The sequence below is a fragment of the Flagellimonas amphidinii genome, assembly GCF_013090115.1.
Lineage (GTDB): Bacteria > Bacteroidota > Bacteroidia > Flavobacteriales > Flavobacteriaceae > Flagellimonas > Flagellimonas amphidinii.
This window is the reverse complement of the sequence record NZ_JABFNN010000039.1, coordinates 48,800-70,961: the sequence shown is the minus strand read 5'-3', so window position 1 is coordinate 70,961 and position 22,162 is coordinate 48,800. Positions and strand designations below refer to the sequence as shown.

The following is a 22,162-nucleotide window of genomic DNA, read 5'->3' as shown; positions in this document are numbered from 1 at the left end:
TGATTTATACTTAGTGCTTCTAAGATATGAAATCGAAATAGTCGAGCAAAATCTTGTCGTTTATTTGACGAGGGGTTTTTATTTCCAGAATTTTTGCTTTTGAAGATTTTACATAAAACTGCTTCAAACAATCATTCAATTGCTGCTCATTTTCGGCTTGGGAATACTCCAGCCCATACATTTTGGCCAAATGTTTTGCCGTGTGGTCATGCTTGGTTTCGAAAAAGGTAGAAAATTCTTCAGTCGCTTCGCTGCCGGGCAAAATTCTGAAAATACCTCCTCCAGCATTATTGATCAAAATAATCCTGAAATCTGATTTCAGATAATCATTCCAAAGTGCATTGCTATCATAAAAGAAACTTAAATCCCCAGTAATCAACAAAGTTGGTTCTTCATTATGAACGGATGCTCCAATAGCTGTGGATGTACTGCCATCTATTCCACTGGTTCCTCGATTACAGAACACTTTCAACGATGCATCCATTGGAAACAATTGACAATATCTTACCGTTGAACTATTGGCCAGATGTACTAGGTAACCCTCCGGTATGGTTTTTAATATCTGATCAAAAACAACAAAGTCAGAAAATGGAATCTTTTTTACATAAGCCGCTCTTCGCAATTCATATTGTTCCTTGGTTTGCCGCCAATGCAACTTGTACTCGCTTTGCATATTTTCAGGCTCTATAAGAGTTTCAATGAACTGGCTAGGATTTGTCTTGATGTGTTTTGAAAGACAATAAAAAGTATCGTAAGCTTTTTTAGGGTCTATATGCCAATGTTCATTAGGTTGGTAGGTTCGTAAAAAAGCTTTGATTTTTTTTGAAACAATCATTCCCCCAAAAGTGATGAGCAAATCTGGCTGTAATGCTTGAAAAAGCTTTTCTTTTTTGTTTGACTTTTCAATTGGCGCGATAATGCTATCTATACTTGGGAAAAATTCAGGGTGGTGAAGGTTTGAAGTCGTCTCAGTAAAAACCAAAGTATCACCGTCTTTTGCAAAAAGGTCCAGTAACTCCTGCGAAACAGTATCTGGTTGATTTACCCCAACCAAAACCATCTTTCGGTTACTTTCTTTCCAAAGTTTTCTTAGTGCTGACCAATCGGTTTTTTGATTTTCAACAACCAATGGGGCAGATTCAGCAATATTGATAAGAGGAGCATCCACTGTTCCATAAAGAGGTTCCTCAAAGGGAATGTTGATATGTACAGGGGCATTTTCAGAGAAGGCAACCGTAAGTGCTTTTTCCAATTCCTTTTCATTATAACGCTGAACAGCTTCTTGATTTTCCTGCAGTAACTGGTTCCCAAAGATTTCAATTTGGTCCGCAGCATGGGAAATATCCTGTTTTAAATTGGCAGAATACCCAATATGTTTTTCCAATGCATTTTCTTGGCGGATGGTTTGTCCGTCCCCAACATCAATCCTGTAGCTTGGTCTATCCGCAGAAATTACAAGCAATGGAATATCACTATAAAATGCTTCCGCTATCGCTGGGTAATAATTCAACAAAGCACTCCCAGATGTACAGACTACCGCAACCGGCTCTCCAAGCTGTTGTGCCATGCCCATGGCAAAAAAAGCAGCGCAACGCTCGTCAACTATACTATAACAATTGAAAAAAGGGTTTTTGGAAAAACTTATGGTCAAGGGTGCATTTCTTGAACCAGGCGATATCACTATATTTTTAACTCCTTTGGACTTAAAAAAAAGAACCAATGTTTGTGCAGCAGGAATATTGGAGTACATCATGACCTACAAAAATACGTTCCAAATTGATATTCCCCTAAATTCAGCAGTCCCAAATTAGATGATGTTTAACATGGTCCTGCTTTTATTCTGGGTCTCAACCCATTCGCTTTCTGGTTCAGAATCAACGGTAATGCCGCCACCCACAAAAATGGAGGCGTTTTCCTGATTAAGTTCCATACACCTTAGATTTACAAATAATGAAACTTCATTGACAGCTCTTAAATTGAGCTCCCCTAAAAAGCCGGTGTAAAAACTACGATCATAATTTTCTTGAGAAAGGATAAATGCTTTTGCTTTTTGGGTTGGAATACCGCAAACCGCAGGCGTGGGATGCAATGCCTCAATAATTTGTTTTATTCCCATTTTGGATGGCAAGCTTGCGGTAACCTTGGAACGCAAATGCCAAAGATTCCCTGCTTTTACGGATTCGGTTTCACTAATTTCAAGTTCATCCACAATGCCTCCCAATTTTTCCCGGATATAATCCGAAACCATTTGTTGTTCCTCAACTTCCTTGGTTCCCCATGCAGGTAGCTCACTATCTATATTGGGTAAAGTGGCGGCCAATGACATGGTCGTTAATTGATTATTATTGATTTGCACCAAAGTTTCAGGCGTGGCTCCACACCACATTCCTACTTTAGGATGATAAAATAAGTAGCAAAAAGCATTGGAATATTGTGCCAAAAGGTTCTTGAAAATATTGATAGGGTCTTTAGTCAGTTTGACTTCCAGTTTTCTGGATAAAACCACTTTCTTCAATTCTCCCTTTTTTATGGCTTCCACTCCACTCTTAACAAGTTCAAGATGATCAAACTTGCCTTCATCGCTAACCGTTGACGTAATTTTTGAAGTCGACTCTTGTTCCAAAAAGGTTGTGGTCAAAATTTCATCAGGATGGATTAATACTGCTTCACTTTTTGAACTAAAAGGCGCAAATACAAAGCCTCTTTCTTCAAAAGTAATGGTCGCGTACAACTTATCGTCCGATTGAAAAAGTCCAGTGATTTGCTCTTCTCCTGGTTTTCTATAAACTGAAAAGGGTAACTTTTTTTTCAATTGTGCTTCTATTTTATTGAGAAGCGTCTGAAAATCTTTATGTTCTGGGTAAGGCAATCGTAGTCAATTTACAGTTGGAAATCAGGTTTCCTTCCTCATTCGTAATTCTAATCTCCCACAATTGGGTCGTGCGGCCTTTGTGTAGTATTGATGCCTTTGCATAGACAAATCCATCCTTGACCGACTTCACATGATTGGCCGCTATTTCAATGCCGCGCACATAAAACTCTTTTCCGTCCAAAAAAATATAGGAAGCGGCACTGCCCACACTTTCTGCCAGTGCCACCGAAGCACCTCCATGAAGCACTCCATCTGGTTGATGCACGCGAGGTGTTACTGGCATTTTGGCCAGTAAAAAATTCTCTCCTACGTCAATGTAGGTTATATCCAAAGTTTCCATCAATGTTCCTTTGCAAATTGCATTGCAAACTGATAGAATTTTCTCTTTATGCGCTTCCATGCTTCTATTTTTTTGTAAAATTACACAAAGCTATGGCAAACCACTAAAGTACCTATATGTATGCGTGAAAACACGGTGAAATATTCCACGGAGAATACCTACCTCACACAAAATTCAATTACTGAAAAGACTAAAAATGTTTGGATAATTCTTCATGGCATGGGCTATTTGAGCAAATACTTTGTAAAGTATTTTGCTACTTTGAACAGCGATGAAAACTACCTGATAGTACCCCAGGCACCATCCAAATATTATTTGAAAGATGAATTTAAATATGTGGGAGCCAGTTGGTTGACAAAAGAAAGTACAGCTATGGAAATTCAAAATGTAATGCAGTATTTGGATGCTGTATATGAAGCCGAAGAAATACCTTCAGGCATAAATTTGATACTTTTTGGATTTTCTCAAGGGGTTTCTATTGCTGCACGATGGTTTACTCGAAAAAAAATCAAATGCAAATCGCTTATTCTTTATGCTGGGGGGATCCCCAATGAATTGAAAAAAGAGGATTTTGACTTTATTGACTGGGATTTTACTTCCGTTACATTAATCTACGGCGACAAAGACATCTATATAACTCCAGAGCGGTTGCAGCAAGAATATACTAAGATAGATTTGCTGTTTGAAGGAAAGGCAAGGGTCATCAACTTTGAAGGAGGGCACGAAGTAAAACCCGAAATTATCCAATCTTTGGCATAATGGCAAACAGTAAAAAATCCATAGCCCATATAACATTGGTCGTTCGTGACTATGATGAAGCGATTGAATTCTATACCCAAAAACTAAATTTTAAATTAGTACAGGATGTTGATTTGGGTAATGGAAAACGATGGGTACTTGTGGCTCCAAAAACTTCGGAATGTGCCTTGCTTTTGGGAAAGGCTGCCAACGAGGAACAAATGGCTGCAATTGGCAATCAAACTGGTGGAAGGGTATTTCTCTTCTTACATACAGACGACTTTTGGGCAGACTATGAATCCATGAAAAATAAAGGCGTGGAGTTTACCGAAAAACCCAGAAAAGAGGAATACGGTACAGTAGTGGTTTTTAAAGATCTTTATGGAAATTTATGGGACCTATTGCAGCTTAACTAATTAATTGGACTCTGTTTTAGCTTCTTCTTCAGGGTAGTACGTTAGCGAACGGGAAGTATAGCTATTGTCTGGAGTTACAATTTTTCTTACCCAATTTTTATTCTTGTTATTGTCAAACTGAAAAATGTACTCTTCAACAGATTCAGTATTTTCAGTCTTGGTAACTACTTTTCCCAAAATCCCGTCCTTGTAATACATGATTTTTTTAGTATCAGACACAAACTTCTTGTTTATCATGTCATAGGAAAATAGCTCTTGCGAGATAAGTTTACCCTGTACGTTAAAAATTTCCTCTGTGGCCTTATTGGACATGCCGTCTATATATTCTTTGGTCAAAACAATCTTGAGAGGGCCTTTTGATGTTTTCTTTTCTGAAGTTCTGATGGATTTTTCAATGACTCCATTTATAAAAATGCTTTTGGTAAGCTCATTCTTATAGGGAGCGTATTCAAAAGTAGTTTCGTCAACTCCATCAGCATTTGATGTAATTATTTTTGTCAACCTTCCTGTTTCATCAAACTGATATTCCTGTTGTTCCAGAAATTCTTTATCGTAGGAAATGATTTTTTCTGATATTTTTCGATTAGGAACCGTATCGATGGAATAAAAGTTTGCCATAGATGTGGATGCATCCAAAACATTGTTCTTATAACTTTCCATCCTTTTCTCTACCAATTCTCCTCCATCATATTTATAATAGGTGATGTCTTGGTCAGAATCATTGTATTGGGTCACTGTCTTGGTCAAAAAACCATCCTTGGTAAATTCGAAAAGTTCCTTGCCATAATCCGTACTTACCAAACAAGATTTAACCTTACCGTTCAAGTCAAAATCTTGGAGTTTAAGTATTTGAATCTCTTGGGAACGAAGCCCAGTTACTGTCCAAAGTGAAAAAACTAAAAGTGGAATGTAGTTTTTTATCATAGGGCAAAATTACTTCTAAATGGTTCAACTAGAAAATTACTAGCATACACCATGCCTAAATTAACCAAAAGAAAACACAATTATTAGAATTTGCGGTCAGGAGCAAATGGAGTAAGGTCAAGGGACGATTTATTTCCAGAAACCAATTCGGCGACCAATTTTCCCGTTACCGGTCCCAAACTCCAACCCATCATAGCATGACCAGAAGCAATGGTTAGGTTATTGAAACCTTTAGATTTTCCTATATAAGGCAATCCATCTGGAGAAACTGGACGTAATCCACATTGTGCTTTATTTTTATCCTCCTCTGGAATTTGAAGTCCTTCATAAAAATTTTCTGCCCCTCTTGCTATGGCTTCCACCCGCTCTTTTCTGATATGGCCATTGATTCCAGAAAACTCCATGGTTCCAGCAAATCGGGTAAATCCATCCATAGGTGTAACCGCCATTTTAGCTTCCATTAATATGGCTGGCATGGATATTTTTGTTTCTGAAGGTACATTAATGGCATAGCCTTTACCCGCTTGAAGTGGTAATTTCTGGTTCAGCTTTTTGCACATTTGTGAAGTCCAAGACCCTGCTGCTAAAACAACTTCATCAGGTTGATAGTGGTTCTTATCTGTTTGGATTTGAACAATTTTATCCTTTTGAATCTCTACTTCCTGTACCTCTTCATTTTTTCGGATTTGAACTCCCGCTTGAACCAAGTATTGCAGCAAACGTTCCATAAATTGAGTTGGCGTGCTATGTCTATCGCAATCATAATGAAAAGCGCCTTTTGCATTGAATGCAATGTTCGGTTCCACCTCTGCAAGTCCTTCTATATCCAAATGATTGACACCCAAGCCCAATTCTTTGGCTTTTTCGGCAACCTTTAATTCATGATCTCGTTCGTTTTCTGTTTGATAAACCATTAGGAGCCCCTTATTTTCAAAATGAAAACTACCTAAATCTCCAGAAGCATGAATCTCTTCGTACAAATCTCTACCCAAAAGATTAATGTCTCGGATAATTGGCATGGCTCGCTCCACCTTGGCCTTTGTTGAGGATTTCTTAAAATACCATGCCCATCGTATAAAATCCAGGTCAAATCTCGGTTTCATATAAAAAGGACTTGATGAATCAAACATATATTTGATTCCTTTGGAAATCATTCCAGGGGCTGCCAACGGCACAATATGACTAGGGGTGAGATAACCTGCATTGACAAAAGAAGCTCCAGAGGTAATATCACTTTTGTCCACTACTGTCACTTCATGTCCTTCTTTTCGTAAATAATAGGCAGTTGAAAGTCCAACTATACCTCCACCTATCACCAAAACTCTTTTACTGCTATCCATACTTAATTATATTACCTGAAATCCGTGTGCGTAAGGATCGTCTTGATCATCAATTGTTATTGTATTTCTGCCATAAATTTTGGCCCAACCCTGAATGCTTGGCACTATGGCTTTTTTTCCTACCAGCTCGGCCTCTTCCTCAACTTTGCCAATAAATTTAGAACCAATATAACTTTCATGCACAAAAGTTTCACCTTGTTTCAGCTGACCTTTAGCATTAAGTTGTGCCATACGTGCGGAAGTCCCTGTGCCACAAGGAGAACGGTCAATTGCCTTATCTCCATAAAATACAGCATTGCGACCAGAAGAAGTTGCATCTAAAGGTTCACCAGTCCAAAGAATATGAGACACATGATTGATATTTGGATTTTCTGGATGAACAAATTCTTTTGGGTACTTTGCATTGATTTTATCGCGAATCTCTTTTGAAAAACCAATCAATTCGCCTGCAGTAAACTTGTCAACACCTTCAAAATTTTCTTGTGGATCAATAATTGCATAGAAATTTCCGCCGTAGGCCACATCAAAATGTAAATCTCCCAACCCTGATGATTTTACGAAGAGGTTTTCCGCAGCTAAATAACTCTTCACGTTGGTGAGCCTAATCCATTCCACTTTGTCATTTGGTTTATGGTATTCAATTTCTACCAGCCCTGCAGGCGCCTCCATTTTAACTTTTCCCGGAATTTTGGGTTGAATCAATCCTTCTTCCAATGCCATGGTCATTGTGCCTATTGTACCATGCCCACACATAGGAAGGCAACCACTGGTCTCAATAAAAAGTACGGCAATATCATTATCTGGGTCATGTGGTGGATATAAAATACTACCACTCATCATATCATGACCACGGGGCTCAAACATGAGTCCTGTTCTGATCCAATCAAACTCTCTCATAAAGTGCTGTCGTTTTTCCTCCATGGAATTACCTATCAATTTTGGACCACCTTCAACAACGAGTCTTACTGGATTCCCACAGGTGTGTGCATCAATACACTTAAAAGTATGAACTGCCATAAAAATAGAATCTACATTAAAGTATAACTCACAAATTTAAAGCAATAGTTTCCGTTTAGTTTCTTAAAAATTAGCACAAACTACATATATATTACCCCCAAATTCATTCAGAATTATTTTTTACAGCTAATTTTTGAACAAGTGAAAGGTTGCATATCATAGAATAAGAATAGTAATCTTTAGATTTCATGAAACTAATCAACAAATGGGCAAATCCCTAAAACAGTACCAAAACCAACATCAAGTTCATTCTGTTTACTTATTTTTGGCCAAATATCATAGTAAACAGTTATAATGAAGAACATCATTTTAGTGGCCTCTCTACTGGCTTTTTCCTGTAACTCTTCCCAAAAAACAGTTTCTGAACAATCACAATCCAAAAAAGAAATTGATCCGGTTACATACGCCAAGACTATAACGCAAGACGATCTTAAAGAACATCTATACACCTATGCTTCTGATGATTTTGAAGGAAGGGAAACCGGAAAACCTGGACAAAAGAAGGCTGTTGATTATTTGAAAGCACATTATATGAAGCTAGGTATACCAGCCGCCAAAAATGATGGGAATTATTTTCAACCTGTTCCTTTGGAGGTTGCCCAAGTTCCCGAAGGAAGCATTACTATCAATAATACCGAATTCCCATTAGGTGAAGATATACTAACATTCTCCTCTGCAACTGGTAATTACGTAGAAATTGTGTATGCTAGCTACGGTATTGAAGATGGTGACTATTCTGATTATACCGGATTGGATGTAAATGGCAAATTGGTTTTGGTCAAAGCAGGTGAACCTATTGATAAAAACGGTAATTATTTGCTGTCTGGCACTAGTGAAAAGTCAGTTTGGAGCAATATGTCCGAAGCATTACAAAAGAAGATGGAGTTGGCCACAACCAAAGGAGCCATAGGTGTTCTATTTTTTGATACCACAAACTTTCCAAGATACAAAAGGTATTTTGAATATATGAAAACCAATAATAGTGGTAGAATGGAATTGGTAGATGAAAGTGATGAACATTTTATGGTTTTATTGAATGAGAAAGCCGCTACTGCCATAAAAAAAGATATTGCAGAAGACCATGCTTCCAAAATAATGTCCATCGAGCTAAATCTGAATATCAACAGCGCCAACGAGAAAATAAGTTCGGAAAATGTGGTAGCTGTGCTAAAGGGTTCAGAAAAACCAGAAGAATATGTTATTATTTCTTCACACCTTGATCATATTGGAGTCACAGCCGATGGTCAAATAAACAATGGCGCAGATGACGATGGTTCTGGAAGCGTTGCCCTATTGGAAATTGCCGAAGCGTTCAAAAAAGCGGTAGAAGCCGGTGAAGGCCCAAAGCGCTCCATTGTATTTTTACATGTCACTGGTGAAGAAAAGGGATTACTAGGTTCAAGGTACTACACCGACATTGACCCTATTTTTCCCCTATCACAAACTGTGGCCGATCTTAATATAGATATGATAGGTAGAATTGACCCTAAAAGAACCGGAGATAGAAACTATGTCTATTTGATTGGCTCTGATAAGTTGAGTACGGAACTTCACAATCTTTCCGAGGAAATCAACAAAAAGTATGCAAATCTAGAATTGGATTATAAGTACAATGATGAAAATGACCCCAATAGGTTTTATTATAGGAGTGATCATTACAATTTTGCCAAAAACAATATCCCGATCATCTTTTATTTTAATGGGACGCATGCTGACTATCATCAACCTGGTGACACACCTGATAAAATAAACTACGATTTGCTGGAAAACCGAACCAGACTTATCTTCCATACAGCTTGGGAAGTGGCCAATCGTGAGAATAAAGTTGTGGTGGACAAAGCTGTCAAATAATATCAAAAAAAACTTGAAATTAAAAAAGCCCATCAACTGATGGGCTTTTTTGGGGTGGAAGACCGGGTTCGAACCGGCGACCTCTGGAACCACAATCCAGCGCTCTAACCAACTGAGCTACAACCACCATTTTAAGTACTCCTGCATAAAATACATCTGTAAATTTAAATCAGGCGGGTGCAAAAATACCTCTTTGTAATGATTCAACCAAGAGAAATTAAAATTTAGCCATAATCATTCCTTAAAAATTTAGAAATGATTTGTATTCCAACAATCGTATCAACCCCAATATCAATTTTATAGCGCTAAAAATATCGACTAAATGTATGATTTGTCAGATAAAACACACATTTTCTGGCGTTTCACAACATTTAATTCCACAAAAACTACATCAAAGGTATTTTTAACCATTGTAGATTTTAAATCTTATGCCCAAAAAAACCTCTTATGCATCCTACAAAAAACTACTTATTAAAGTAGTTCTCCCATTTTGTATATTACTTTTAGCTTTACCTGCCAAAGCACAAATATCTAAAAATGATAGTTTAGCATACCGATTAAAAAGGCTACAATCAACTAATCACTTTAACCCCAAAGACACAACCCATATAAAATTGCTTATTGATTTGGCTGCTTCCTATCGTTTTGTGAACAATGATAGTATGTATTCCATCTCAGAACAAGTTTTAAAATACAGCAAGGCTATCGATTTTCAAAAAGGGGAAGTAAAGGCTCTTTATGCAATGGGCAATTATTATTCTGATAATGGAAATCGTAAAAAGTCAATGTTGACTTTTAATAAAGCTCTAAATCTTGCAAAAGAAATTGCCTGTAGAGAAAGTCAATTGGATATCATAAATACTCTAGCCCAAAACTATAGTTATGTAGGAGATTATGCAACAGCGCTAAATTTAAACTTAGAAGGAATTGATTTGGCACAAAAAATGGGCAATAAGGAATTGCTTTCTATTCTTAATGAAAATATTGCAATGCTGTATGCTGAGCAAAAAGATTTTAAGAATGCCTTGATGTTTTATGATACTGTTCAAAAAATAAATCGGGAGCTTAATGATGAAATTGTCAATGCAGAGACTGAAAGTAATATGGCCTCACTTTATAAGGATGCTAAGAACTTTAAGTATGCCATGTTCAATATCAACAAGAGCATCAATACATTTGAAAAGAATAAAATTTATGACTGGCTTGCCTATGCTTACCAAGTAAAAGGAAGCATTTATCTAGAACAAGAAAAATATCAGTGGGCCTTATATTGGTTTGACCAGAGTAGCATGATCCATGAACAGCATTTAGATGATGACAGGGAAAAAATACAATTGTTCGATGGGATGTCCAAAGTTTACCTTGGTCTTGAGAAGAATGACCTTTCCATGAAATATGCATTGGAAGGCTTAGAATTGTCCAAGAAAATAAAGTCATTACAAGGACAAATAGACTGCTCGGAAACTTTGTACAAACTATATAAGGCAAAAGAAGATCATGTCACTTCATTAGCCTATTTGGAAATCTTCAAAAAACTTTCAGATTCATTATTCCGTGACAAAAACAAACAAAGTTTGTCCTTATTGGAAACCAAATTGGAATATGAGACTGAAAAACAAGAATTGATAAAGGTCAATAAAACAGCATTGGCCAAACAACGCAACTACATTTATTTCTCAATAATCATTTTAGTCATCCTAAGTATCATCATTTTTGTAGTTCGCCGTAGTGAGAACATTCAGAAAAAGTTGAACAAGGAACTACAAGAAAAGTCTGAAGCTGTTATTGAACGTGAGGCGCAATTGAATGAAATCAACAAAACGAAGACCAAGTTGTTTTCTATCATAGGCCATGATCTAAGAGGTCCTATTGGAGCTTTGCAAGGCATGCTTAAACTTTTTACGGAAGGAGAGGTCAGCAAAGACGAGTTTCTATCTTTTATTCCAAAATTTAAAACAGATGTTGACCATATTTCATTTACACTCAACAATTTACTGTCCTGGGGACAAACGCAACTTAATGGAGTGGTTACTAAAGCGAAAAGTATTTCTTTGGAAAAATTAGTGACCAACAATATTAATTTACTTTCTGAAATAGCGGCAACCAAGACTATCAAAATCATCAATCAATTGCCAGAGAACCCAATGATCTGGGCCGATCAAAACCAAATAGATATTGTTATCCGAAACTTATTGAGCAATGCCATCAAATTCACCCAAGAAAATGGACTTATCTCCATTGAAGCTGAAGAAAAGGATGATATGTGGCAAATTATGGTTCGTGATACCGGAGTAGGTATGGATGATGAGATGCAGCAAAAGATTTTTGAAGATACCAATGTAACCACCTATGGTACCAATAATGAAAGAGGTACTGGTCTCGGATTATCCTTGTGCAAGGAAATGGTATTGAAAAACAAAGGTGAAATCTGGGTGGAAAGTATATTGCGTAAAGGCACCACCTTCTATTTCACTGTTCCCAAGGCTCAAAAAAAATATCAGAGGGCCAGTTAATCCTTAAATTAAAGCATCTAGGTTGTCTACGGCTACATAACGTTCCACAGTAAAACCTTCAGCATACTCCACTCCTACCAATCTTCCTAGATCGCGAGCTCTATAATTTACACTATCCAAAAAGTTTTTACTACTGATGGGGGTTTCCGGGTCTTTACTCTTAGGGTCATAAAATTGTGAAGCATAGGCTTCAATCGCTTTGGTTTTTTTATCAATAAATCCAGAAACGTCCACTACAAAATCTGGCTCCAGATTTTTCCATTGGATAAAATGATAGACTACTTTGGGTCGCCATGGGTTTTGCCATTCATTTTCTCCTTCCATTTTTGTGTCTATTTTGATGAGACCACTCAAAAAACAAGCATCGCTTACCAATTTACTGCCCTTGGGGTGATCAATATGTCTATCATCCACAGCATTGCAAAGCACAACATCTGGGCGGTACTTTCTAATAATTTTTATCAGTTCCAATTGATGTACTTTGTCGTTCACAAAGAAACCATCGGCGAATTCCATGTTTTCCCGCACAGCAACACCCAATATCTTGGCAGCAGCGGCGGATTCTTTATCCCTAATCTCTGCAGAACCACGAGTACCTAATTCCCCTCGGGTCAAATCAACAATCCCTACTTTTTTTCCTCTGGAAACTTCTTTCGCAATGGTCCCTCCTGCTCCAAGTTCGGCATCATCCGGATGGGCTCCAAAAACTAATATATCTAATTTCATCTTTTTAATTTAGACAGGTATGGTCATGGATTTAACCTTGTTGATGGCCTGTTCTATATCCGCAATTAAATCTTCAATTTCTTCTATCCCAAGTGAAAATCTTATCAATGTATCCCTTATGTCCTGTTTCTCCCTATCTTCTGGAGTCATTAATGCATGGGATGTCTTGGAAGGAGAAAGCATTGTACTCTCAATTCCTGCTAAACTCATGGAAGGTTTAATTAGTTTTAGGTGTTTAAAAAACTGCGATACATCAATATCCTCCTTCAATTCAAAAGAAAGCATTCCTCCAAAACCTTTCATTTGCGATTTTGCCAATTGATGATTCGGATGGGATTCCAATCCTGGGTAATTAACTCGATTCACATCTGGGTTGTTGTATAGATATGTTGCCATTTTAAGGGCGTTATCATTCTGTGTCTTAACCCTAATTCCCATAGTTTTTACACTTCTTTCCAACAACCAGACCGTATAGTCACTTAAACTTCCTCCAAAACAAATGGCAGTTTGAAAAACCTTATCCATATTCTCTTGGGTTGAAACAACTACCCCTGCACAAATGTCTGAATGTCCCCCCATATACTTCGTGGCACTGTGCAGCACTACATCAATACCAAAGTCTATTGGGTTTTGATTGATGGGGCTGGCGAAGGTATTATCGATCATGGAAAGGATATTGTGCTTTTTGGCCAAATCAGCAATTCCCTTCATGTCGGTAATGGTCAATAATGGATTTGAAGGTGTTTCTATATAAATCAGTTTAGTATCTGATTTTATTTCAGCTTCAAAATCCTCAACTGACCACCCATTGGTAAAGGAGTAGGTAATTCCAAATTTTTCCAATTGGGTAACAGCAAAATTATATGTTCCGCCATAAATAGTTTGCTGCAGCACAACATGGTCACCAGCTTTCAAAAAAGCCATTAAAGCAGTGCTGATGGCAGCCATACCACTACCAAAAATCAAGGCGGCCTCGGCATGTTCCAAAGCCGCCATTTTTTTGCACAAAGCCTCTTGATTGGGCGTATTAAAATATCTTGGGTATCGCTTTACATCTATATCCTCAAAAGCGTAGGATGTACTCATATACAAAGGTGAAACAGCTCCTTTGTATCTTTCATCTTCTAAAGCGCCCTCGTGGGTACAAGTGGTATTCAATCCTTGATTATTGGTACTCATAACTTAAAAAAACTTTAGTCTAAAGATACAAAACCACTTATACTTGTACCTGCTTCCAATTTCCTTTTTTGAACCAAATCATGGCTAATACCGCCAACAATACCTCGGCTGAGGTTATGGCAATAAAAACTCCCTTGGCTCCCCATCCTAAAACCAATGCTGCAACATACGCAATTGGCAATTGGAACAACCAAAATGAAAAGAAATTGATTTTTGTTGGGGTTTGGGTATCTCCTGCTCCATTAAAGGCTTGTGTTAGCACCATGCCATAGGCATAGAACACATAACCCAATGCAATAATCTGTAAACAAAGCGCACCGTTTTCCACCACATTAGGCGTTGCATTGAACCATGAAATAATGGATTTTGCAAAAATGAGATACACCAATGATACCAATCCCATAAAATAAGCATTGTATTTACCTGTCTTCCATACAGAGACTTCTGCTCTTTCAGGCTGTTTGGCACCAAGGTTTTGTCCTACTAAGGTAGCTGCGGCATTGCTCATTCCCCAAGATGGCATTAGTGTGAACATCATCACTCGAATGGCAATGGTATACCCAGCCAATACTTCACTCCCAAATTCTGACATGATCCGCATAAGGAATACCCAACTTGAAGTTCCTATCAAAAATTGAGCAATACCACCTAAAGAAACCTTAACCAAATTGGCCATAACCTTTAGGTTAAATACCAAATCCCTTACGGCCAGTTTAATTTTACTCCATCCAAAGAACAAAACTCCAAGTTGAAACAGTACAGCCGTTCCACGACCAATGTTGGTAGCTATACCAGCTCCCATAACACCATATTCTGGAATTGGCCCCAATCCGAAAATAAATATGGGATCCAAAATAATATTCAGTCCATTTGAGAGTACCAGTGTCCACATGGCAATGGATGCGTCTCCCGCGCCCCGGAATATCGCATTGATCAAGAACAATAGCATGATGGTAATGTTCCCTCCTATCAAGAATTTGGTGTAACCATATCCTTCCTCAATCAAATCAGGTTCGCCACCCATCAATGCTAAAATTTCTTTAGCGTATAGGATCCCGACTATTCCAAGAACAATGGAAACCACCACACCAAGTCCAATGGCCTGAACAGCCGCTATTCTTGCCCCTTGGACATCTTTTTCACCAATACGCCTGGCCACAACCGCAGTGGCAGCCATACTCAACCCAATGGCAAGTGCATAAATCAAGGTAATTACCGATTCCGTCAATCCAATGGTTGCCACGGCATTTACGCTAACTTTAGATACATAAGCGATATCCACCAATGCGAAAATGGATTCCATCAGCATTTCCAGAATCATGGGAATGGAAAGCATGAAAATGGCCTTGCGAATACTTCCAGAAGTGAATTCTGTTTCTTTACCAGATACAGCAATCCAGAAATATTTAAATAGTTTTTTAAGAGAAAATGTATTTGAATCTGTCATTTTAAAAGAATTATGTGTAAGGAAAAAAGGGTGATGTCATTAAACCGAAAAAGACTCCGGCCAATTAGTTTTTTGGCTCAAAGCCAAAGGTGACATCTATAGCGTACATAATTCTTATAACTTCATGATGGCACAAATATGAAAAAAAAATCAATACAAAATACCTTGAAGCGAATAATTAATCAAAAATTTTGAAATCTCAATCTTTCTTGGTCAATTTGATCATTACCCAACCAACCTAATCTAAAAACGTATGATGAGATTCTGTTTTCCACTTTTGTTCTCCCTTCTTTTCTTTATTTCATGTAAAAACACCGCAACTCCAATTGCTTCTGATACAACTGAAAAAAAAGCCGATAGTGGCTATCAAGGGCAAAAACAAAGTCCTATAGTCCCAACTGTGAACAAACCCGTACAAAAACAATGGAAAGGTATTTGGTCTTTTGATGGTGACACTACTTTTTTCAGCAATGATTTTGACGGTGCCAGGTTAAATGGTGTTGCGGCAGATGGCGGTGACCACTATACCATTTGGATAACGGCAGAGAACACCCCAATCAATGTAAGCCCGTGGTATGCTTTTAAAGTTTGGACCAAAAACCCGAGGGAAATCAAATTAAAATTGTCGTATCAAGACTCAAGAAGTCGATATTACCCAAAAATAAGTGCTGACGGCATCAATTTTAAGCCCATTGACAGTACTGCTTTTAAAGCAATCAATCCTGGAGAAGGTGATTTTGGAATCAATGCCGCGCCAGAGTTTGTTGAACTTACTTTGGCCATCAATGAAAAACCATTATGGATCACTGCTCAAGAATTGTACACTTCAAAAAGAATTAAAAGTTGGATAGATTCCTTAGCCACCAAACCCTTTTTATCAACCTACGAAATTGGACAATCCACAGAAAAACGACCTATACATTTGATGGAAATTACCGAAACCTCAGCTTCCAAAAAGGCTTTGATGATCATTTCCAGACAACATCCTCCAGAAGTTACTGGGTTTATTGCCATGAAGGCTTTTATTGAAACTATTTCAGGTGATTCGGAACTTGCCAAGAACTTTAGAAAAAACCACACTGTATTTGCTGTTCCTTTGATGAATCCTGATGGTGTGGATAATGGACATTGGAGACATAGCATGGGAGGAATTGACCTAAATCGTGATTGGCAGAATTTCAACCAACCGGAAACCCAAAGTGTTAGGGACTTTTTAGATAAAAAAGGACAAGAAGGGTATAAATTTGTCTTCGGGGCAGACTTTCATTCCACTTGGGATGATATTTATTATCCTGTTGATACCATTTTCAGCGGAAAAAGAGGCAAAATTGTTTTTGACTGGATTGATAGTATCAGTAGTAAACTACCTCAAAAGAAAACCAATGTGAGACCTTCATCTCGAATCAATCCAACTATGGTTTCAAGTGCTTATTTTTATGTCAACCACAATATGCCCGCCATTGTTTTTGAACTGGGAGACAACACTCCTCGTGATTTTTTAAAATTAAAAGGTAAAATAGCTGCTGAAGAACTCATGGAACTTTTAATGGATCAGGAATAAACTATTTTGAATAGTTAACCTTATATCTCCATAAGCTAATACCCCCCAGGATAAAGACCCCGAGAACAGTATACCAAATAAAACTTGGAGTGATTACTTGGTCTCCACTAGCGTAACTATGTAGGCCTACCAGATAGAAATTAACCCCAAAATAGGTCATCATAATGCTTGCAAAAGCAATGATGCTCGCAAAATTGAAGGACCATTTCCCTCGTAGACCAGGCACCAAGCGCATGTGCACCACAAAAGCATAGACCATTATGGAAATCAAGGCCCAGGTCTCCTTTGGGTCCCAACCCCAATAGCGACCCCAGCTTTCGTTGGCCCATTGTCCACCCAAAAAGTTACCTATAGTAAGCATCACCAATCCTGTAGTCAGTGCCAGTTCATTGATGATTGTCAGTTCTTGAATATTGAGTTCCATTTTCTTTTTGTTCTCTTTGGTGGTGAGAACGATCAATAGCAAACAAACCACCCCAAGAATCATACCTACGGTCAATGGCCCATAACTGCCAACAATTACTGCCACATGAATCATCAACCAATAGCTATCCAATACAGGAACAAGATTGGCAATTGCCGGATCCACCCAACTTTGATGGGCAATCCAAAGCAACATGGAGGTGACAAAGGCACTTGCAGCTATAGTGAGTTCACTTTTTCTGCCCAAGGCCAATCCAATACCCATGGTGGCCCAGGCCACATACAAAATACTCTCATAAGCATCACTCCAAGGGGCATGACCAGAAATATACCACCTCATTATAAGTCCGGAGGTGTGCCATATAAAAAATAAAATAATCGTACCTTTTAGTAGATATGCTGTAGCTTTCCATATTTCTCGTTCTTTGAAAATTCTAAAAATCAGAACGAAAAATAGCAACAGCCCTACAAAAGCATAGTATTTGTATAACCTATTAAAGAGATCAAGTTTGTTATAAATAATCTCTGTTTTGATTTTCTGTTCACTGGGCAATACTTCCGCCCCGTGGTTTTTTTGATTCTGTTTGAAGGCTTCCAGCAATTTATCTGACTGCGTATAATCTCCCGAAGCCATTGCAGTTTTGAGTGTCCCCAAATAATACGGCACAGAATTTCTGATGAAGTTGGCATACAAAGAATCCTGTACTTGATACTGACCAGAACGATATTCAACAGCAGAGATCCATTTGTTGTTCTCATCATTCAACAATGGAAATATTTTCACGATTTGACCACTCAAAGCAATATTGAGCAAACTAAGTCGCTCCCCCAACTTTTTAAAATCTTTTTCAAAATTGGATGGATTATTGGTTGATGTTGCCTTTTCCAGATAAGGTTGCAATTTATAAACACCCTTTGCATCAAAAAAATCGGTAGCTTTTACAAGTTCTGTACCTTTTGGAACGCCTATGATTTTTCGAATACTATCGTTTTGCCATTTGGCAAGGGTAATGAATTCAGTATTATACCAAACCCCTGGATTCATCATCATGGACAAAAAGACCTGATCGGCGGTCAAATCTTTGTATTTGGCCTCTCCACTAAGCTTTCGTAACAATTCTGAAGCAAAAGTATGTACCGGTTTCATCCTACCTCCTTCATCCTGAATAACCAAAGTGCCAAATTTTTCCGCATGTTCTTTGGAGACAACGGTAGATTGGATGATGGAATCTACTTGTGCCTGGGTCGGCAATGCTGCATGTTCATGATCTGTAGTACTTTCCTGTGCTTGCATGAAAAAGCCCCCTAGAAGAAAAAATATTGTAGTTAATGCTGCTTTTTTGGCTTTGACTTTCTCAAGAGCTTTTTGTAAATCTCTAAATCGGGTCTTTCCGAAGAACATAATGCCCATTAATCCAATATAGAGTAAAAAATAACCTATATAGGTTATCCAAGTACCCCAAAAATCATGGTTCACGGAAAGAATGGTTCCTTTTTCATCTGGATGAAAACTGGATTGAAAAAATCGATATCCTCTGTGGTCCAAGACATGGTTCATATAAATATCGTAATCAAAAGATCGGGAATCGTCCACAGAAATTTTGCTCATGAAGGAAGAATAGCCCGTTTCGGTTCCTGGGTATTTCTCAGCAATAAAATCGTTCAACCGAATGGAAAATGGCAATTCGTAAACTTTAGATCCATAACTCAATGAGAAATCCAATCCGCCCACTTTTATCTTATCTGAAAAATTGGAAGAGCCCTTACCTCCCAACAATTTAATTTCTTGGGTTTCACCGTTGGCAGAGATGGAAATCACCAAGGCATCTTGGGTTGCATCCGTCACTTTGTCTTCTGCAACTTTAACGATGCCATAACTTCCTTTAACTAACGGTTCGGGAATCACAAATTGCATTCCGGCCATATTGTAGAGGGAACGCAATTGAAGCGTTTGAATACTGTCGTTGACAACTTGTCCTCGGAACTGGTCTGCCATTCGCATGAAATTGCCTGCAAAAGGAGATTTGATTTTATAGCCCTCTTCATCAATATAAATATTGATGGCACCATCGGTTTCATTATTGAGGGCAAAGAGTACGTTGTGAATACTTGCTATTTGACCATTTTCCAAATAATGCTCATGTCGTTGCCCATCTCCGGCCTCAACAATTTTTAAATATTCTTGACCATTTTCATCTGGTATCAATCCTTCTTCGGCCCCTTGGATAAAATCAACATAAGAAATGGTAAAAGGCTGCCCATTAAAATCGGATTTCCATGGAAGGCTGGAGCGTTTACCTTCAGGTGTGACCAAAATATCATCTTCCAAAACCCTTCTTTTAACCTCTCCGTTAATCTCCCCATCAACAAATGCGGTCAAATAGGTTTTATCTGAATAAAATCGATTCTCAGAATTCCCCTCGCGAATGGGCATGATCCCCTCATAACTGATATATCTTGTTACAAAAGCACCCAATATGATTAAAATCCAAGATAAATGTAGCACAAGAACCGGCCACTTTTTCCATGACACCAATTTGTACCTGAAAATATTGCCCAAAAAATTGATGACAAAAAAGACCATGATAACCTCAAACCAAGTGGCATTATAGATGTATATCCGTGCTGTTTCGGTACTGTACCAGCTTTCCACAAAAGTGCCTATGGCCATTGCTGTTGCAAAAACCAAAAAAAGTACGGCCATAAGTCTTGTGGAAAAAAGGGTCTTTTTAAGAATGTCAATCATTGATTTCCGTGTGGTTTTCAGCTTGCAAAAATACGGCGTTTTCACCACTTACCTACTCAAGCTCAAAAGAAAAACACGGTAAATCTGTTAATATTTCGCCCAAAAACTGTAGTGTTTAATTTGTAGTTTTGAACATGCTGAACATCGTAATCCTTGGCACCGGGAATGTTGCAAAACATTTGTTCAATGAATTTCTTAACGCAGAAGAAGTGTATGTTTCCCAAGTTGTAGGGCGCAACCAAAATAGTCTAGAAGGATTTGCACCCGAAACTCAAACTTCAAGCGATTTCAGTGCCATCAAAGAAGCTGACGTCTACATTATTGCAGTAAGCGATGGTTCCATTGCCGAAGTTTCGCAGTTTCTATCAGATAAAAAAGGAATTGTAGCGCACACATCCGGGGCAATGGAAATGGATGTGATTCAACATCCTAACAAAAGTGTCTTTTATCCGCTGCAAACTTTTACCAAAGGTAAATCGCTGAACTTTGAAGAAACTCCTATTTGTATAGAAACAAAAAATAAAGCAGCGCTTCAGACACTTCATAAACTTGCACGTTCTATTTCCAACAATGTGCATGAAATTGATTCAGAGCAGCGAAAAAAAATGCATCTTGCGGCCGTTTTCGTGAATAACTTCACCAACTATTTGTATGGTGTGGGTGAAGAGATTTGTTTGGATGTTGAATTACCTTTTGACCTTTTGAAACCCTTGATCAAGGAAACTGCAGAAAAGATACAACTGATGTCACCCAAGCAAGCTCAAACTGGTCCAGCAAGAAGGAATGACCAAGAAAGCATAAAAAAGCATTTATCTTTATTGAATAACGACAAACACATAGAACTTTATACAAAATTTAGCGAAGCAATAAGAGAACTGTATGAAAAAGAACTATAAAGAGCTGTTGAGCGACATTACCACTTTTGTTTTTGATGTTGATGGTGTATTTACAGATGGCTCTGTTTTGATTACCACAAAAGGGGAAATGCTACGCAAAATGAGCGTAAAGGATGGATATGCCCTTAAAACAGCCATTTTGAAAGGATATAATGTCTGCATTATTACAGGTGGAACCAACGAAGGCGTAAAAGAACGGTTGAAAGGCTTGGGAGTTACAGATTTTTACATGGGAGCACATCACAAAACAGAACCTTTGGAAGAGTATTTGGACATCTACAATATTGACCCAAAAACGGTATTATATATGGGAGATGATCTTCCAGACATTCCCCCTATGAAAATGGTGGCCTTGGCTACCTCTCCACAAAATGCAGTACAAGAGGTTAAGGCTATTTCAGACTATGTTTCGCATAAAAATGGTGGTGAAGGTTGTGTAAGGGACATCATTGAACAGGTTCTAAAAGTGCGAGGAGATTGGAACGACAATTACAGCGCTAAAAATGACTAATCCACTCAAAGAAAAACTCAATGGGCTTCATTTGATTTTAGGTTCCGGTTCTCCCAGACGCAAAATGTTCCTAGAAGAAATGGGGCTTGACTTTGAAGTGAGGCCTAAATCGGTGGAAGAAGTATATCCCGAACATTTACAAGGACAAGAAATCTCAGAATATTTAGCACAATTAAAGGCCAGTGTTTTTATAACTGAGTTAAAACCCAACGATATTGTACTGACATCCGATACCGTGGTTTGGTACAATAACATGTCTTTGGCCAAAGCAGCAAACAAGGAAGAAGCTTTTGAAATGCTAAAAATCTTGTCTGGGGACTGGCATGAGGTAATTACATCAGTTTGTTTAACTTCCTCATCGGAACAAAAAACTGTAAGTGCCAATACTTGGGTGAAATTCAAGGATTTTACGGATGATGAAATCCACTACTACATCGATTCATGCCAACCTTTTGATAAAGCTGGTGCTTATGGAATTCAAGAATGGATTGGAATGATCGGCATTTCAGAAATCAAAGGTCCATACACCAATGTGGTGGGTCTGCCCACCCATCTGGTCTATCAAACCTTAATGCAATGGTAAGGTATGAGCTGAAATTGAGTTTTACCATACAAAATGTTAAGTTCTATGGTTCTTCACGACTTCATCAGTAACTTTAACA

18 protein-coding genes and 1 tRNA gene are annotated in these 22,162 nt (G+C 38.1%); 8 read left to right on the top strand and 11 right to left on the bottom strand.

The genetic code is table 11. The features are described 5' to 3' along the window. Nucleotides 1-19: 19 nt before the first annotated feature. From menD to HJC33_RS12135, 3 genes are read right to left on the bottom strand one after another with little or no spacing between them, the layout of a single operon-like run. On the bottom strand, nucleotides 20-1,753 hold the full coding sequence (gene menD / locus HJC33_RS12145; RefSeq protein WP_171659094.1) for a 2-succinyl-5-enolpyruvyl-6-hydroxy-3-cyclohexene-1-carboxylic-acid synthase: 1,734 nt from the start codon (nucleotides 1,751-1,753) through the stop codon (nucleotides 20-22). A gap of 54 nt (nucleotides 1,754-1,807) precedes the next feature. Further along, complete coding sequence (locus HJC33_RS12140) at nucleotides 1,808-2,812, bottom strand: isochorismate synthase (protein ID WP_246245545.1); 1,005 nt, start codon at nucleotides 2,810-2,812, stop codon at nucleotides 1,808-1,810. Between the two features lie 37 nt (nucleotides 2,813-2,849). After that, the gene (locus HJC33_RS12135) at nucleotides 2,850-3,272 is read right to left on the bottom strand and encodes a PaaI family thioesterase (protein ID WP_171659093.1); all 423 of its coding nucleotides are present in this window, start codon (nucleotides 3,270-3,272) and stop codon (nucleotides 2,850-2,852) included. 60 nt (nucleotides 3,273-3,332) lie between these two features. Between HJC33_RS12135 and HJC33_RS12130 the strand changes: the two genes are divergently transcribed. Beyond that, nucleotides 3,333-3,971, top strand: a complete 639-nt coding sequence (locus tag HJC33_RS12130) for an alpha/beta hydrolase (RefSeq protein WP_171659092.1) — start codon at nucleotides 3,333-3,335, stop codon at nucleotides 3,969-3,971. Beyond that, nucleotides 3,971-4,366, top strand: coding sequence for a VOC family protein (locus HJC33_RS12125; RefSeq protein WP_171659091.1), 396 nt, complete (start codon nucleotides 3,971-3,973; stop codon nucleotides 4,364-4,366). Before HJC33_RS12130 ends, HJC33_RS12125 begins: the two co-directional genes overlap by 1 nt. Here HJC33_RS12125 and HJC33_RS12120 read toward each other — a convergent pair whose 3' ends face one another. The 3 genes from HJC33_RS12120 to HJC33_RS12110 all read right to left on the bottom strand — a co-directional run bounded on the left by HJC33_RS12120 (nucleotide 4,367) and on the right by HJC33_RS12110 (nucleotide 7,647). Continuing rightward, nucleotides 4,367-5,290 carry a hypothetical protein gene (locus HJC33_RS12120; protein WP_171659090.1) on the bottom strand — a complete coding sequence of 308 codons (924 nt, stop codon included), beginning with the start codon at nucleotides 5,288-5,290 and terminating at the stop codon, nucleotides 4,367-4,369. Between the two features lie 83 nt (nucleotides 5,291-5,373). After that, entirely contained in the window at nucleotides 5,374-6,630 is a 1,257-nt protein-coding gene (locus HJC33_RS12115; protein WP_171659089.1) for an NAD(P)/FAD-dependent oxidoreductase, read from the bottom strand. A 6-nt stretch (nucleotides 6,631-6,636) separates the two neighbouring features. Beyond that, nucleotides 6,637-7,647 (bottom strand): 4-hydroxyproline epimerase, encoded by a 1,011-nt coding sequence (locus HJC33_RS12110; protein WP_171659088.1) that lies wholly within the window; start codon nucleotides 7,645-7,647, stop codon nucleotides 6,637-6,639. A gap of 294 nt (nucleotides 7,648-7,941) precedes the next feature. On the opposite strand from HJC33_RS12110, the gene HJC33_RS12105 reads away from it, so the two are divergent. After that, nucleotides 7,942-9,498 (top strand): M28 family peptidase, encoded by a 1,557-nt coding sequence (locus HJC33_RS12105; protein WP_171659087.1) that lies wholly within the window; start codon nucleotides 7,942-7,944, stop codon nucleotides 9,496-9,498. Between the two features lie 50 nt (nucleotides 9,499-9,548). Here HJC33_RS12105 and HJC33_RS12100 read toward each other — a convergent pair. Next, a tRNA-His gene (locus HJC33_RS12100) sits at nucleotides 9,549-9,625 on the bottom strand. A gap of 487 nt (nucleotides 9,626-10,112) precedes the next feature. On the opposite strand from HJC33_RS12100, the gene HJC33_RS12095 reads away from it, so the two are divergent. After that, entirely contained in the window at nucleotides 10,113-12,011 is a 1,899-nt protein-coding gene (locus tag HJC33_RS12095; protein ID WP_246245544.1) for a tetratricopeptide repeat-containing sensor histidine kinase, read from the top strand. Between the two features lie 3 nt (nucleotides 12,012-12,014). Here the strand turns inward: HJC33_RS12095 and bshB1 are convergent, their stop codons facing one another. The 3 genes from bshB1 to HJC33_RS12080 are packed head-to-tail and all read right to left on the bottom strand — an operon-like array spanning nucleotide 12,015 to nucleotide 15,363. After that, complete coding sequence (gene bshB1 / locus HJC33_RS12090) at nucleotides 12,015-12,737, bottom strand: bacillithiol biosynthesis deacetylase BshB1 (RefSeq protein WP_171659085.1); 723 nt, start codon at nucleotides 12,735-12,737, stop codon at nucleotides 12,015-12,017. Nucleotides 12,738-12,746: 9 nt separating this feature from the next. After that, nucleotides 12,747-13,916 (bottom strand): trans-sulfuration enzyme family protein, encoded by a 1,170-nt coding sequence (locus HJC33_RS12085; RefSeq protein ID WP_171659084.1) that lies wholly within the window; start codon nucleotides 13,914-13,916, stop codon nucleotides 12,747-12,749. 37 nt (nucleotides 13,917-13,953) lie between these two features. Next, a complete protein-coding gene (locus tag HJC33_RS12080; protein WP_171659083.1) occupies nucleotides 13,954-15,363 on the bottom strand; it encodes an MATE family efflux transporter in 1,410 nt (469 codons plus the stop codon). 253 nt (nucleotides 15,364-15,616) lie between these two features. Here HJC33_RS12080 and HJC33_RS12075 point away from each other — a divergent pair, with 253 nt between their 5' ends. Continuing rightward, nucleotides 15,617-16,924, top strand: a complete 1,308-nt coding sequence (locus tag HJC33_RS12075; RefSeq protein WP_246245543.1) for a M14 family metallopeptidase — start codon at nucleotides 15,617-15,619, stop codon at nucleotides 16,922-16,924. Between the two features lies 1 nt (nucleotide 16,925). Here HJC33_RS12075 and HJC33_RS12070 read toward each other — a convergent pair whose 3' ends face one another. Then, complete coding sequence (locus HJC33_RS12070; RefSeq protein WP_171659082.1) at nucleotides 16,926-20,093, bottom strand: cytochrome c biogenesis protein; 3,168 nt, start codon at nucleotides 20,091-20,093, stop codon at nucleotides 16,926-16,928. A 134-nt stretch (nucleotides 20,094-20,227) separates the two neighbouring features. On the opposite strand from HJC33_RS12070, the gene HJC33_RS12065 reads away from it, so the two are divergent. Genes HJC33_RS12065 through HJC33_RS12055 form a run of 3 tightly spaced genes read left to right on the top strand, consistent with a single transcriptional unit; the run spans nucleotide 20,228 to nucleotide 22,083 of the window. Continuing rightward, entirely contained in the window at nucleotides 20,228-20,989 is a 762-nt protein-coding gene (locus HJC33_RS12065; RefSeq protein WP_171659081.1) for a Rossmann-like and DUF2520 domain-containing protein, read from the top strand. Continuing rightward, entirely contained in the window at nucleotides 20,973-21,500 is a 528-nt protein-coding gene (locus HJC33_RS12060; protein ID WP_171659080.1) for a KdsC family phosphatase, read from the top strand. The genes HJC33_RS12065 and HJC33_RS12060 overlap by 17 nt, the downstream gene beginning before the upstream one ends. Beyond that, the gene (locus HJC33_RS12055) at nucleotides 21,493-22,083 is read left to right on the top strand and encodes a Maf family nucleotide pyrophosphatase (RefSeq protein WP_171659079.1); all 591 of its coding nucleotides are present in this window, start codon (nucleotides 21,493-21,495) and stop codon (nucleotides 22,081-22,083) included. Before HJC33_RS12060 ends, HJC33_RS12055 begins: the two co-directional genes overlap by 8 nt. Nucleotides 22,084-22,162: the final 79 nt, after the last annotated feature.